The organism is Aeromicrobium chenweiae, assembly GCF_003065605.1.
Taxonomy (GTDB): Bacteria; Actinomycetota; Actinomycetes; order Propionibacteriales; family Nocardioidaceae; genus Aeromicrobium; species Aeromicrobium chenweiae.
Genome location: NZ_CP026952.1, coordinates 94,688 through 108,662, shown reverse-complemented (window position 1 = coordinate 108,662; position 13,975 = coordinate 94,688). Strand labels below are relative to the sequence as shown.

Here is a 13,975-nt window from a genome sequence, read left to right as displayed (position 1 = left end):
CAGTCGTGGACGACCAAGTGGGTCGCCTGACCTACACGAGCGACCTCGCCGCGGGCATCCAGAGCCTGCTGGCGGAGTCCGCCCCGTACGGCACCCACCACGTCACCAGCGGCGGCAAGCCGCGCAGCTGGTTCGAGATCGCCCGCGAGGTGTTCGCCGAGGCCGGGGCCGACCCGGAGCGCGTCTCACCGGTGTCGACGCAGGAGTACGGCGAGGGCAAGGACCTGGCCCCGCGTCCGGCGAGCAGCGTCCTGGCGTAGCCGCTACGCCCGGGCGCGTGCCGTGTCCGCGCGAGGCTCGGGTGAGGCGGTCGCCGGCCCGGAGAGCGCCGGGATCAGCAGGGACACCCCGGCTCCGAGCAGCGCCGCCAGCGACAGCACGAGGAAGCCATCTCGATACCCGGCCTCGAGCGGGTAGCCGCCCACGCCGGTGCGTGCCGTGATGATGCCCGCCATCAGCGCCGTGCCCAACGAGCCGCCCACGAGGCGGATGTTGGCGTTCATGCCGCTGGCGGCCCCGGTCTGCTCCGGCGGCACGGACCGGAGCACGACCCCAGCGAGACTCGACACCACGCAGCCGATGCCGATGCCTTGGAAGAACATCCAGGTGGCCACCTGCCACTTCTCATCATGGAAGAGCGCCACGGCCCCGTAGGCGAGTGCGTTCAGAACCAGACCCACACAGATGACCCGCTGCACGCTGAACCGCCGCACCATCCGAGGCGCGACGAATCCCATCACGAACCCCGTGACCGACGCCGGCAGCAGGATCAACCCGGACTGCGAGATCGACGCCCCGAGCCCGTAGCCCGACGCGGACGGGGTCTGGAGCAGCTGGGGAAGGAAGCCGAGCGATCCGAACGTGCCGATTCCTGCGACCAGGGCGACCACGTTGGCGGTCCACACGCCACGGGTGCGCATGAGTCGGACGTCGATGAGCGGCACCGCCGGCCGGTGCTCGGACCGGAGCCATCCGGCGAACACGACGGCCGCGCCGGCGAACATGCCGAGGATCGGCGCCGACGCCCAGCCGAGGTCGTTGCCCTCGCTGAGCGCCAGCAGCAGCAGGGTCAGCCACGCCGACAGCAGCACCACGGGGACGATTCTGATGCGGCCGGCCATCCGCACGGGCGACTCCGGCACGAACAGCAGAGTTGCCACCGCGGCCAGGGTCGTGGAGATCGCCGGCAGCCAGAACAGCCACGTGTACCCCAGTGCGTCGACGATCGGACCGGCCAGGACGATGCCGATCCCGAACGCGCCCGAGACCAGCGAGGCGACGATGCCGACCGCGGTGCCCGCGCGGGCCGGGGAGACCTCGTCGCGGATGATGCCGAACGCCAGGGGCAGCACGCCACCGCCGAGGCCCTGCACCGCGCGCGCCGCAATCATCCAACCGATGGTCGGGGCGAGGGCAGCCATCACGGAGCCGAGCGCCAGCAGCAGGAGCGTGACGATCAGCATCCGCTGCTTGCCCACGGCATCGCCGATGCGTCCGATCAACGGCGTGGCCACCGCTGCCGACAGCAGGTAGGCGGTCAGCACCCAGGCAGTCGTGGCCTGGTCGGTGTCGAACCGCTCCTGCACCTGCGACAGCACCGGGACGATGAGCGACTGCAGCAGCCCGAACGACCCGACGCCGACGGACAGAATCCCCACGGTCCATCGCGCCGGCATCGCGGCAGCTCGGTGGGGATGCATGGGTGATGCCGGGTCAGGCGCCCATGATCGAGAGCTCGCGGTCGTTGCGCTCCTGGTCGATCCGGCTCTCGAGCTTCTTCTCGGACACGGACGGGATCGCCAGTCCGGCGACAGCTGCGGCGAGCAGCGCGAAGCCCAGCACCAGGAAGCCGGCCGTGTAGCCGATCTCCTTGGGGAAGCCGCTGGGCAGGAAGTGCGCGGTCACGATGCTGGCCATCACGGCGGTGCCGATCGAGCCGCCGATCGTGCGGATGTTGGCATTCATGCCGCTGGCCACGCCGGTCTGCTGCGGGGTGACCGCCGCGACGATGAGGCCCGCGAGGCACGCGAAGGCGAGCCCGATGCCCGTGCCGGAGATGGCGTTGGCGAGGGCGACCTGCCACTTCTCGTCGTGGAAGGACGCGAGCAGGAACATGCCGGCCGCGCCGATCACCGAGCCGATGACCACGACGGTCTTGGGGCCGATGCGGCGCGCGATCCGGGCGGCGACCAGGCCGGTCAGGAAGGTCATGATCGCGGAGGGCAGCAGGATCAGGCCCGACTCCGTGATCGAGGAGCCGAAGCCGTAGCCGTTCGAGCTGGGCGTCTGGTTGAACTGCGGGACGAAGCCGAACGAGGCGTACATGCCGACGCCGAGCAGAAGTGCGACGAGGTTGGTGGTCCACACGCCGGGCAGGCGCATCATCTTCATGTCGATGAGCGGCACGTCGACGACCAGCTCGACGCGGATCCACGCCACGAGCAGGACGACGGCGAGCACGAGCAGGCCGATGACCTTGGGCGAGCCCCAGCCCCAGTCGGGCGCCTGGCTCAGGCCGAGCAGCAGTGCGATGAGCCAGCCGGAGAGCAGGGCGGCGGGCAGGATCGCGATGCGCCCTGGCGTCCGAACCGGCGACTCCGGGACCACGAGGACCGCGACGACGGCGGCGGTCGCCGTGACGATGAACGGCAGCCAGAACAGCCAGCGGAAGCCCAGCGACGAGGTGAGCGGGCCGGCCAGGACGATGCCGGCGCCGAAGCCGACCGCCAGCAGCGACGACACGATGCTGACCGCTCCGCCGATCTTCTCGATCGGGAACTCGTCGCGGATGATGCCGAACGCCAGCGGCAGCACGCCACCGCCGACGCCCTGGATGACGCGGGCGAGGATCAGCAGGCCGATGGTCGGGGCCAGCGCCGCGGCCAGCGAGCCCAGCGCCAGCGCCGCCAGGGAGATCACGAGCATGCGCTGCTTGCCGTACGCGTCGCCGAGACGTCCCATGATCGGGGTGAACACCGAGGCCGACAGCAGGTACGCGGTCAGCACCCAGGTCACGGTGTTCTGGTTCGTGTCGAACTCCGCCTCGATCTCGGACAGCACCGGGACGGTCAGCGACTGCATCAGCGTGTAGGACGCGACGGAGACGGCAAGGACGGCGAAAGTCACCCAGTAATGGGTGCGACGGGTGGACGTGGGCACAGCGGCACAACCTCAGAAAGACGCAAAAGTAGTTAGCCAAGGCAATTGCTTGACGCAATCACATTACGGAGCCGGTCTCCAGATAGCCACCGGAATGTCGCGTGCTGTCCGTCACTCGGTCATGTGCGTCAGCGCGGGAATAGGGCGGCGAGAGCCGGCCGCACGGGGCAACCTCTCGCCGTGATGACGTGCCTGTGGTTGATTGGCATGTTCTGGGGCGCGTGCTCCGCGCTCGTCCTGGCCGGCTTCGCCATCGACACCGCCTGCGCCTCATGGAGAAAGCGCCGCACGCTGCGCTCCCAGTCACTGGCCGCCTAGATGCCTCCCCGCGTCGAGCGCGAAGACCCGCGAGTTCTTGGGCTGGCAGCCGACGGGCCCGGCCCTGCTCGAGGAACCCGGTCCGGCTTCTACGACTGAGGGCGGCTCCTCGGTCCCGCCAGGTCGTCGAGGATCCGCTTGTCGTGCGCGGGCAGGACCGTCACGTCCGCAATCTCGTTCAGACGCCGCAACGTCCGGTGGTTGCGGACGATGGCCAGGCGGTCGCGACCCACTACCTGCTCGAACGCGCGCAGCATCGGCGCCTTCGCCAGCGGTCGGCCCGATGGCGCCACCGCGGCGTACGACGAGGCGTCGAACACGGCGTCACCGGCATGGACCAGGAGCCCCCGACCCCCGGCGTCGACGGCGACCGCAGCGTGCCCGCGCGAGTGCCCCGGCATTGGGACGATGGTGATGCCGGGCAGCACCTCGTGGCCGGTCAGTCCTTCGCGCCACATGTCGCCGCGGCCCCCGTGAAGCTGCCACGCCGGGCCGTGCGCCCACTGCGCCGGGCGGTAGCGGCGCTTGTCGAGGAAGTCCGGCGAGGTGATCGCCGCCGCGTGCTCGTCCGCGGTCGTGTGGACGATCGCCGACGGGAAGTCAGACAACCCGCCGATGTGGTCGAAGTCGAGATGGGTCAGGACGATGTGGGTGACGTCGGCCGCCGACCGGCCCAGGGCCTCCACCTGGCGCAGGGCCGTGTCCGGCGCCCCGGAGACCGGCCGGAGGAGCAGGCGGGTCGGCCCCATCCGTCCCTTCGGGGCCGCGTAGTCGTCGAGCCCGAGGCCGGTGTCGACCAGGACGAGGCCTTCGTCGGTCTCGAGGAGCAAGACGTGGCAGACCACCTCGCCGACCAGCGGCGGCGAGAAGGTGGCGCAGTTGAGGTGACGGACGCGCATGCCAGCATCCTGACCGAACATCAGGGGCGCCGCGACCATTCGCTGCAATTCCCAGCGGCGGCCTGGTTCTCGCTCCAGGACAACTCCGGTAAAGACAGACCGTCTGACGCATCAGGCCCAGAACGGGCCTATGCTTCGGACATGTCATTCGAGGGAGATAAAGCGCGTCTGATCCGTGAGCTGGCGGACGCCCAGAAGGAGATCCGGGCCAAGTACGGCATGGCCAAGCGCGAGGACCCGCTCAGCGATGACGAGCCGGCCGACGACGCACAGGCCGGCAAGCGGGCCGCTGCGGGCACCAAGGAGTCCTAGATCCGGCGCTGGCGTTTCGGCTCAGTCGGACCCGAAGAGATCACGCGTGTAGACGCGATCTCGCACATCCTCGAGTTCGTCGACCCGGCGATTGGCGACGATCACGTCGGACATCCGCTTGAACTCGTCGAGGTCGCGGATGACCTTGGAGTGGAAGAACTCGTCCTCCTTGAGCTCGGGCTCGTAGAGCACGACCTCGACGCCCTTCGCCTTGAGGCGCTTCATGATGCCCTGAACACTGCTAGCCCGGAAGTTGTCGGATCCGGACTTCATAATCAGCCGGTGGATGCCCACGATCCTGGGTCCGCGGCGCAAGATGTCTTCCGCGATGAAGTCCTTGCGTGTGCGGTTGGCTTCGACGATCGCGCTGATCAGCGTCTGCGGGACGTCTTGGTAGTTCGCCAGGAGCTGTTTGGTGTCCTTGGGCAGGCAGTAGCCGCCGTAGCCGAACGACGGGTTGTTGTAGTGCGTCCCGATCCGCGGGTCGAGCCCGACGCCGTCGATAATCTGTCGCGTCGACAGCCCATGGCTGATGGCGAACGAGTCGAGCTCATTGAAGTAGGCCACACGCATCGCCAGGTACGTGTTGGCGAAGAGCTTGATCGCCTCCGCCTCGGTGGGCTCGGTCAGGAGGACCGGGCAACCCTTCTCAACCGCGCCTTCCATTAGTAGGTCGGCAAACCGCTGCGCACGATCGCTCTGCTCGCCCACGACGATGCGGGACGGGTGCAGGTTGTCATAGAGCGCCTTGCCCTCTCGCAGGAACTCGGGAGAGAAGATGACGTTCTCTGTTCCAAGCCTGCCGCGGACATCCAGGACGAACCCCACCGGGATGGTCGACTTGATAATCATCGTCGCGTCGGGCTGTTTCACAGCCACGTCTCGGATGACGCTCTCGACCGTCCGGGTGTTGAAGTAGTTTGTGTCCGCGTCGTAATCGGTCGGCGTGGCGATGACGACGTAGTCGGCGCCGGCGTACGCCGTCGCCGGATCGTTGGTGAAGGTCAGGCCTAAGTCTCCGCGGGCCAGGAACTGCTCGATCTCGACATCCTGGATGGGACTTATGCCGGCCTCGAGGATGCGCAGCTTCTCGGCATCGATCTCGAGTCCGACGACGTCGTTGTGCTGCGACAACAGAACAGCAATGGAAAGTCCGACATAACCTAGGCCGACAACAGCGATCTTTGTGCTCACGGCGCGAGCCTATCGGTGCCGCCTGATCGACGAGGAGGGCTGTGACCTCGAACACATAAGACGGTTTCGTGCCCGCACGTTGCCAACATGACCCGATTACGCCGTAGAGTGACCAATGGTGAAAGGGCGACACTAATCGGGGTGAGATACGGGCATGACCGAAATCTGGCGCGGCGAGTCGCCGAGAAGGTCGAGCCAGTCGCCCATTGAAGGAACGTCCGACAGCGGACTGCCACCCCTTCGTGATCACGCCGCAGACCCGGTTCCGAAGCGCAGGCCCAGTTCCTACCGACGTGGGCTACTGCTCACCGACCTAGCCATCCTCGCGACGACCACGGCATTCGCTCAGTTGTGGCACATCGGTGCGGATTCGAGTGTTCAAGCGCGGGGGCCTTTCGATATCTCATATACGGCGCTCGGAGTTGTCGTGGTCACCTTGTGGTGGGCCACCCTCCACTCCTTCCGTACCCGAGACCCTCGAATCATCGGCGACGGGGCGGAGGAGTACCGGCGCGTCGCCCGAGCAACATTCTTAATGTTCGGCTCGGTCGCCATTGCGTCCCTGATGTTCAAATGGGACATGTCGCGGGGCTATCTCGCGATCGCATTCCCACTTGGTCTCGTTGGGCTCCTGATCGGGCGACGGATTTGGCGCACGTGGCTACGCCGCCGCCGCCGCCTTGGCCACCACCTGTCTAATGTCCTCGTGGTCGGCGGGCCCCGCTCGGGGCGAGAAATGGCCCTCTGGTTCAGCCGTCACCGCGCATCCGGCCTCCAAGTCACTGGCGTCTGGGTCCCAGACGCGCAGACGAACCACGACCAGTGGTTAGAAGTCCCCGGCCAATTTATTCCGGTGCTTGGGAACGACCGGGATCTCCTAGACGCGCTCCGCCTCGCGGACGCAGACACGGTGATCGTTAGTGACACCGAGCACTTAGGCCCGCACGCCTTGAGAGATCTCACTTGGCAACTTGAGGGTCTCGATGTTGATCTCATGGTGTCGCCAAACGTCATGGATTTTTCGGGTTCCCGGATTCATGTTCGTGCCGTCGAGGGCATGCCGCTCATACACCTCGAAGAGCCCCAGTATGCCGAAGCTGGGGAGTGGCCCAAATCGGTATTCGACCGCACGTTCGCATTGTTCGCCGTCTTGGCGTTCTCGCCACTGCTTGTCGCTGCGGCCGTGGCCGTGAAACTCACTAGTGAAGGGCCAATCCTCTATCGCCAGCGACGGGTTGGTCTTCGCGGTGAGGCTTTCGACATGCTCAAGTTCCGCTCGATGCGAGTGGGGGCAGATGACGAACTCGCCACGTTGATGGCAGCGCAGGGCACATCGGATACACCATTGTTCAAGGTGAAGAACGACCCGAGGATCACCAAGGTCGGCACCTTCCTGCGGAGATACTCAATCGACGAACTTCCGCAACTACTCAATGTGCTGCGAGGCGACATGAGCGTTGTCGGGCCGAGGCCCCAAGTGGCGGCCGAAGTCGAGCTTTACGATGACCGCGCCTTACGACGTTTGACTGTGCGGCCCGGCATGACCGGCTTGTGGCAGGTTTCTGGGCGGTCGGACCTCTCGTGGGAGGATTCGATTCGACTCGACACCTATTACGTCGAGAACTGGTCGATGACCAGCGACCTGATCATCCTTTGGCGCACTGTTCGTGCCGTTTTCGGTTCGGACGGCGCTTACTAGCTGTGTCCGTGTACCCCATGAGTCACAGATTGGAACTGTGTGAATCACGAGACTGTCGGCGTCGTTACGCTGGTCGACCTGAAGAACTACGGCAATAGGCTGCAGAACTTCGCCACACACGAGCTCTTCCGGCAACGCGGGATCAAGGCAACAACTATCGAGATGCGGGCGAAGCCTGGCAAGGCGGTGGCGCGCGCTCTTTACTACGCCGCGGCAAAGGACGCGAGGGAGAACCTCATTCTGCGAGGTCGCTACTACCGCTCCTGGCGCTTCACTTCCACACACGTCAGAGCCATATGCCTCGATCCTGCACGGTCTCCGCTGAGCGACCGGTTTGACTACTTCTCCGTCGGAAGCGATCAGGTGTGGAACCCGAATGACGGTCGACTCGGTGGGAGAGCCGATGGAGTCCAATGCCTTGCGAACGTACCTGCCGAGCGGAAGATGCTGGTCGCACCTAGCTTCGGCCTCGACGAGCTCTCGTCTGCTTGGGGCGAGAAGTACAGCCAATGGCTACAAACGTTTGCTCATCTCTCATGTCGCGAAACGCGTGGGGTGGAGATCATCAGCTCACTCACGGAGCGTGACGCCGAAGTCGCAATCGACCCGACCATGGCGATTGAGCCCGAGCGCTGGCGCGAAGTCGCTCGTACTCGCGACCTTCCCCCGAGACCGTATCTTGTCACTCTGCTTCTCGGTTCGATTTCGCTTGAGAGACGCCGCCAGATCGTTGGATTCGCAGCCAAACACGGTCTCGACATTGTCAATCTCGCCGATCCAAAAGATCCAATCGGACGCCGCATAGGGCCGCAGGAGTTCCTGGCACTGATCGACAACGCTCGATGTGTCATGACCGACTCTTACCACTGCAGCATCTTTGCGCTTTTGTTCCAACGGCCCCTCGCGATCTTTGATCGCGAAGGGCCCGGCGCGATCATGTCGTCGCGTATCGAAACCCTGGTGTCTTCGTTCGATCTCTCGAACCGAGTGGTTGACAAAGACCCAGGGAGCTCACTCGACGCGTTCCTCGAAAGTGACTACACAAATGGAACGCGAACGCTCGACATGCGACGCGTGCAGTTCGTTGACAACTTCGATTCGGAACTTGCGCGTCTGCGGACAGCACGGGTTAATCGCACTGGGAGCAGCAAAAATGAACACTGAAGGACGGGCACTCCTACAGGCACTACGCCGCTACAACCTGTTCGTCGCATCAGGAGCTCACGAACTTGCCGTTGATGACTCAACCACTGTGCTGGACAAGGATGGATTGCCTGCGGCCGTCTTTCCTTCGCGCGAGCTCTCGGACGCGGAGGTTACTGCAGTCCTGGCGGTCTCCGCCTTCGCCCGGACCGGTGAGCCAGAGCACGTCATCAGCGAACGGCTCTTCGCCACTCAGGCGGGTGTGCGGCTGCACCCGGTGGCTGGCTACTACGCAGGTGCATACGCCGGCGCGGTCAACGATGACAAAGATCGAGCGCGATCGAGTTCGGGCGGCCTCACGACGTGGTTCCTGCAAACGCTGGTGAGGCAAGGGCACGTGGACGGCGTGATTCACATGAAAGCAAGTGATGACACGACTGCTCTGTTCAGCTACGCAATCTCGCGAACCAGCGACGAGATCGCGGAGGGCGCAAAGACTAGATACTTCCCTGGGCACGTGGGGCCACAACTTCGGGAGATAATGAACTCGAACGAGACTTTCGCCATTGTTGGCATTCCCAGCATTCTCTACGAGATGCGTTTGGCGGTGCGACAGTTTCCGAATCTGGGTAAGCGGTTGAAATACTTCGTCGGTCTCATCTGCGGGCATCAAAAGAGCGCCCACTACGCCGACGCACTGGCTTGGCAGGTGGGGATACCCCCGGGGGAACTCACAGATATCGACTTCCGCCTGAAGATTCCCGGGCAGAAGGCAAGTGCGTACGGAGTCGCATTTCACGGCCGTGACGCTCAGGGCACGCCCATAACCGCACAGAGGCCAGCCTCCGAACTGTACGGAACGGACTGGGGACTGGGATTCTTCAAGGCCAACTTCTCAGACCATTCGGACGATGTCTTCAACGAGACCGCTGACATAGTCTTCGGAGACGCGTGGCTGCCGGGCTACGTTGATGACAGTCGCGGCCACAATGTTGTCCTCACGCGTGCCCAGGAGCTGGACGAGATGCTCACCCGGGGGGCGGACGCCGGCGAGATTAAGCTCGACACGCTAGATGTCGCGCAGGTCGTGCAGTCGCAGGGAGGTTTGGTGCGTCACGGTCGGGAGCTCCTCCCCACGCGATTGAAGTACTTTGCCTCGAGGGGCGAGTTTGTACCGCCGCAACGCTTCGAGTTAGGAGCCCCAGCAGGCTTCGCACGCCGACGCCTGCAGCAGCTTCGTGTGCGCATGTCGCGTCGGAGCCACCACGCGTACGCCGCTTCGGTCGCAGCAGGCGATTTTTCTGTGTTTCCGCAGCGCATGCGGTGGCTGACACGGGAGTACCGACTCGCGTACAGGGCCGTCCGGTTGATAGCGAAAGCGCGCCAACGGTGACGGCTGAGAACGGTGGCGCACCGGTGACCAACATGCCCGTTGATAGTCACAACTCGCGCCAAGTGTGGATCGTCGCGAGAGCCGTGGCCTTTGACGACGGCGTCGGGGGGCTTGAGCGAGCAGTCGCCGACCAAGCCAGGGCATTGATCGAACTGGGTTGGATGGTCACAGTGGTCTCGCCATCGGACGGCGCAGGCGTCACGCCTGACGGTTTGCGGTTCCGGAACGTGGAATGGCCGATACCTGCCCTGGGGCCGGGTCGCCCGGGGTTCGGTATCTCGTACAAACTCTGGGTTGACCGGGTTCGACAACTTATCCATTCGGAGCTTCCCGCAGGCGCGAGTCTCTATGTTCACGGTGCCGCGGCAGGAGTCTTAAAGGGGCTTGATTTCAGTCACGTCGGTCGGGTGGTCGCAAACCCTCACGGCATGGAGGAATTCCGTCGGGAGGGTCTTTTGCGAGAGTTCAACCGCGTGCCGGTTCGACGGCTTGCGCGAAAGGCGAAGCACGCAGACTGTGTTCTTGCGACAGACACGGGGCTCGTCGACCAGGTGGTGGCCAACCTCAACCTCACGTCGGATCAAGTCGTGACATTGCCAAATGCGGTTGACGTGTCTCGCTTGGACAGGCTCGCGGACCATGGAATGGATCGATCGATTGAGGCGGACTTTGTCAGCGTCGGTCGGCTTACGCACAACAAGGGTTATGACCTATTACTCGACGCACTCGTAGAGTTGCAGGACGAGATCGGTCGTCCCTTGCGCTGGGTCCATTTTGGGCGCGGTCCTATGCGCGATCAGTTGCTCGACTCAGCGAGACGCAGACTTGGCTTGTACCTGCAGATCGTGACGGACGCGGACGACGCGCAAGTCCAAGCAACCCTTGCGAAGGCTACCTACTTTGTCCAGCCGTCTCGCTACGAAGGAAGCAGTCTGACGACACTCGAAGCGATGGCGAGGGCTATCACGTGTATCGGCACGCCAGTAGGCGGAATTCCCGAGAAACTGACCGACGGGGTGACGGGATTCCTGGCGGAAGAGGCGACCGCGACGTCACTAGCCGACGCAATACGACGAGCGATGCACGCGCCGGACGATATCGGCGCGGCGGCCCGGAAACGAGTGCTCCAAAAATACGACCTACCGGCACTCGCAAGCGGCCTCGCCGCGCAGCTCGAGCGAAGGGGAAGTGGAGAACTGCGTCGCGTGGTGCAGGTTTCACGGCACGTGTCTCCCGGCGCCGGCGTGGCCCAAGTTGTGTACTCGCTCGAGCAGTCCTTCGTGAAGAAGGGCATCAGGACAGAGCGGATTGATCTGCCGTCGACTGGGCTGCGCCTCAAGACTCAGGTAAGCAGTAATCCCGGAGATAAACTGAAGTTGCTAATAGAGGTTGTGTGGTTCTCCGTCGCGGGCACTTACGCGATATGGCGCGGACGCAGGCGGTTCCCTGGCGCCAAGTTCCTGGTACATGGGGATCCCGTTGGGGGCGACGTCTATGTCAACCACGGGTTGTTGAAGGCTGTCATGAAGGAACGCCGTGAGGCGGGAGGGGGTCGCATTCCTGCCAACCCCATGCACTGGTTCACCCTCGCACGAGACAGGGTGCGTTACGAAGGAGCCTGGCAATCCCGGATCGTGTGCCTGACCGAGATGGACAAAGCCATCTTGGCGCAACTCTATCGTCTCAAGACTCCCGTTTCTGTGATTCCGAACGGGGTGGATCTCGAGGCCTACGTCGATCTTGACAGCAAGTACAGAAAGCAGACTCGGCATGACCTGGGGCTTGCGGAGGCACCGGTCGCCCTCTTCGTTGGCCACGAGTTCGAACGAAAGGGCTTATACATCGCGATCGATGCGCTGCCGAATGTGGAGCGCACCCTTTGCCTTCTTGTGGTGGGCGGCTCCGCCGAGATGATCAATCACGCAAAACGACGCGCCGAACAGGTCGGGGTGTCAGATCGAGTGGTGTTTGTAGGAAGCAGGCAGGACCCACGTCCGTACTACGCAGCGGCGGACATCGTGGTGATGCCGAGTTCTTACGAGACAGGCCCGCTGATACTGCTCGAAGCGTTGGCAGCAGGGCGCATGGTCGTCATGACGCCGACCGGTCTCGCTCCTCAATTGATTGAGAGATCGCGGAACGGAGTAATTGTCGAACGGAACCCCGGGGCCGTCGCAAACGGACTGGAAACCTGCCTCAAGCAGATTCGTTCAGACCGAGACCAGACTGAGTCCGCATGTCGCGCGTCCGTTGCGGAATATGGCTGGGACGCTATAGCGAACAGTTATGTAAGCCTTCTGGCCAAGAGCGCGCGGGCAGATGGGTATGAATGACGCTGGTGGCGCCAAGCCGTCAACCCCGGCGGGACCAGGCTCTGGGCCTCTTGCTCGTTCAGCCGCCCGCGGCGCGGCCATCACAATGGGCGGGCGATTCACCCGCATATTCCTTCAATTTGTCGGAGTAGCGGCCCTGGCGCGAGTACTGTCACCGTCCGACTTCGGCCTGGTCGCCATGGTGATGGCGTTCACCGGCCTCGGTGAGATCCTTCGAGATTTCGGTCTTTCGAATGCAGCAATCCAAGCGAAAACCCTCAGCGCTCAACACCGGGACAACCTCTTCTGGATGAGTACGGCTCTGGGCACGATCATAGCGGTTCTGGTGGTCATGGCGGCCCCCGCGATTTCGCACCTTTACGACGACTCTCGTCTTCTTCTGGTGACGCAGATTCTTGCGTCAACGTTCGTGATCAACGGGATGACTGCGCAATACCGTGCGAATCTGGCGCGTGAGCTTCGCTTCCTCAGTCTCCAACTGACCGACCTAATCCCCGCGGTGATCGGTCTGGCCTCGGCGGTGGGTCTGGCCCTAGCCGGAGCAGGTTACTGGGCCCTGGTCGCGCAGCAACTCACTCAAACGGCTGCTGGCCTGCTCATGGCGGCGGTCTTCGCTCGGTGGCTCCCGGGGCGGCCGCGTCGCCTGGGCGAAATGTCGTCCTATCTAAGATTCGGGGGCAATTACCTACTCGCGCAGATACTCAGTTTTGGCACGAAGAATGTTCACTCGGTAGTCCTTGGTCTTCGGTTCAGCCCCGCCGCCGTAGGCCTTTACAGCCGGGCGTATGACCTCGTCGTGAATTCCACGAATCAGATCGTGATGCCTGCAAGCAAAGTGTCGGTCGCAGTCTTAGCGCGCCTTCAAAACGACGAAAGGCGCTACGTGGACTTCCTGCTAGCAGGACAGAAGGTCCTGCTACACCTCGTACTTCCACTACTCGGAATCGGCGCCGCTCTGGCGTATCCTCTCGTCGACATCGTGCTGGGACCAGCGTGGACGGGCAGTGCGCCGGTGGTCCAGCTGCTCGCCGCATCTGCGGCGATCAACGCCGCTGCTTACGTGTTTCAGTGGTATTCGCTGTCGAAGGGATACACCGGTCTGGATTTGAAGGTAAACCTCGTTGTGGCACCGATATGGATCGCCCTTGTCGTGGGCGGATCGGTATTCGGACTCAAGGGTGTAGCGAGCGGCTTCCTGATCGGACAGTGCGCACACTGGACGACGACGTTGGTGTGGTTTCATCGCTCGGCAGGCGCCCCCAGCGTCAAGATGTTCCTCGCTGCTGCGCGTGCTCTCCTTCCGAATGTTGCTGCTGCTGCGGTCGCCTATATCGTCGCCGGTCGCGTCTTCGATCTGTCGTCCTGGCAATCCGTAGGTCTTGGGACGCTGGTCTACGTCATTGCTTGGTCCATCTGCATCGGGGCTTACACGCCACTTCGTCGGGACGTCAGCGACGCTTTGTCCATCGGCGCATATCTACGACCCGACCGGACTCCGCCCCCATCGCGAGGCGGCGTGGACTGA

Annotated in this window: 11 protein-coding genes; 7 read left to right on the top strand and 4 right to left on the bottom strand. The window is 63.7% G+C overall.

Translation table 11 applies throughout. The features are described from left to right. The first annotated feature begins 5 nt into the window (after window positions 1-5). On the top strand, window positions 6-260 hold the full coding sequence (locus C3E78_RS00535) for a sugar nucleotide-binding protein (protein ID WP_235833805.1): 255 nt from the start codon (window positions 6-8) through the stop codon (window positions 258-260). 3 nt (window positions 261-263) lie between these two features. Here C3E78_RS00535 and C3E78_RS00530 read toward each other — a convergent pair whose 3' ends face one another. The 3 genes from C3E78_RS00530 to C3E78_RS00520 form a co-directional block, all read right to left on the bottom strand. Continuing rightward, window positions 264-1,658 carry an MFS transporter gene (locus tag C3E78_RS00530; protein ID WP_199906883.1) on the bottom strand — a complete coding sequence of 465 codons (1,395 nt, stop codon included), beginning with the start codon at window positions 1,656-1,658 and terminating at the stop codon, window positions 264-266. Window positions 1,659-1,713: 55 nt separating this feature from the next. Continuing rightward, window positions 1,714-3,126 (bottom strand): MFS transporter, encoded by a 1,413-nt coding sequence (locus C3E78_RS00525; RefSeq protein WP_235833804.1) that lies wholly within the window; start codon window positions 3,124-3,126, stop codon window positions 1,714-1,716. Between the two features lie 440 nt (window positions 3,127-3,566). Continuing rightward, window positions 3,567-4,376, bottom strand: a complete 810-nt coding sequence (locus C3E78_RS00520; RefSeq protein WP_108580676.1) for an MBL fold metallo-hydrolase — start codon at window positions 4,374-4,376, stop codon at window positions 3,567-3,569. A gap of 141 nt (window positions 4,377-4,517) precedes the next feature. Between C3E78_RS00520 and C3E78_RS18075 the strand changes: the two genes are divergently transcribed. After that, the gene (locus C3E78_RS18075; RefSeq protein ID WP_159085757.1) at window positions 4,518-4,688 is read left to right on the top strand and encodes a hypothetical protein; all 171 of its coding nucleotides are present in this window, start codon (window positions 4,518-4,520) and stop codon (window positions 4,686-4,688) included. Window positions 4,689-4,709: 21 nt separating this feature from the next. On the opposite strand, the gene C3E78_RS00515 is transcribed toward C3E78_RS18075, so the two are convergent. Further along, window positions 4,710-5,882, bottom strand: coding sequence for a nucleotide sugar dehydrogenase (locus C3E78_RS00515; RefSeq protein ID WP_108576483.1), 1,173 nt, complete (start codon window positions 5,880-5,882; stop codon window positions 4,710-4,712). Window positions 5,883-6,036: 154 nt separating this feature from the next. Here C3E78_RS00515 and C3E78_RS00510 point away from each other — a divergent pair, with 154 nt between their 5' ends. From C3E78_RS00510 to C3E78_RS00490, 5 genes are read left to right on the top strand one after another with little or no spacing between them, the layout of a single operon-like run. Then, window positions 6,037-7,581 (top strand): sugar transferase, encoded by a 1,545-nt coding sequence (locus tag C3E78_RS00510; RefSeq protein ID WP_108576482.1) that lies wholly within the window; start codon window positions 6,037-6,039, stop codon window positions 7,579-7,581. A 39-nt stretch (window positions 7,582-7,620) separates the two neighbouring features. Next, entirely contained in the window at window positions 7,621-8,745 is a 1,125-nt protein-coding gene (locus C3E78_RS00505; protein ID WP_108576481.1) for a polysaccharide pyruvyl transferase family protein, read from the top strand. After that, entirely contained in the window at window positions 8,735-10,117 is a 1,383-nt protein-coding gene (locus C3E78_RS00500) for a Coenzyme F420 hydrogenase/dehydrogenase, beta subunit C-terminal domain (protein ID WP_159085756.1), read from the top strand. The genes C3E78_RS00505 and C3E78_RS00500 overlap by 11 nt, the downstream gene beginning before the upstream one ends. Next, complete coding sequence (locus C3E78_RS00495) at window positions 10,114-12,450, top strand: glycosyltransferase family 4 protein (protein ID WP_135804955.1); 2,337 nt, start codon at window positions 10,114-10,116, stop codon at window positions 12,448-12,450. The genes C3E78_RS00500 and C3E78_RS00495 overlap by 4 nt, the downstream gene beginning before the upstream one ends. Then, window positions 12,437-13,975, top strand: a complete 1,539-nt coding sequence (locus C3E78_RS00490) for a lipopolysaccharide biosynthesis protein (RefSeq protein ID WP_108576478.1) — start codon at window positions 12,437-12,439, stop codon at window positions 13,973-13,975. Before C3E78_RS00495 ends, C3E78_RS00490 begins: the two co-directional genes overlap by 14 nt.

Bases quoted from the DNA above. Each gene is read 5' to 3' on its own strand.
- C3E78_RS00510 (WP_108576482.1), top strand. From the start codon at position 6,037: ATGACCGAAATCTGGCGCGGCGAGTCGCCGAGAAGGTCGAGCCAGTCG.
- C3E78_RS00500 (WP_159085756.1), top strand. From the start codon at position 8,735: ATGAACACTGAAGGACGGGCACTCCTACAGGCACTACGCCGCTACAAC.
- C3E78_RS00490 (WP_108576478.1), top strand. From the start codon at position 12,437: ATGGGTATGAATGACGCTGGTGGCGCCAAGCCGTCAACCCCGGCGGGA.
- C3E78_RS00520 (WP_108580676.1), bottom strand. From the start codon at position 4,376: ATGCGCGTCCGTCACCTCAACTGCGCCACCTTCTCGCCGCCGCTGGTC.
- C3E78_RS18075 (WP_159085757.1), top strand. From the start codon at position 4,518: ATGTCATTCGAGGGAGATAAAGCGCGTCTGATCCGTGAGCTGGCGGAC.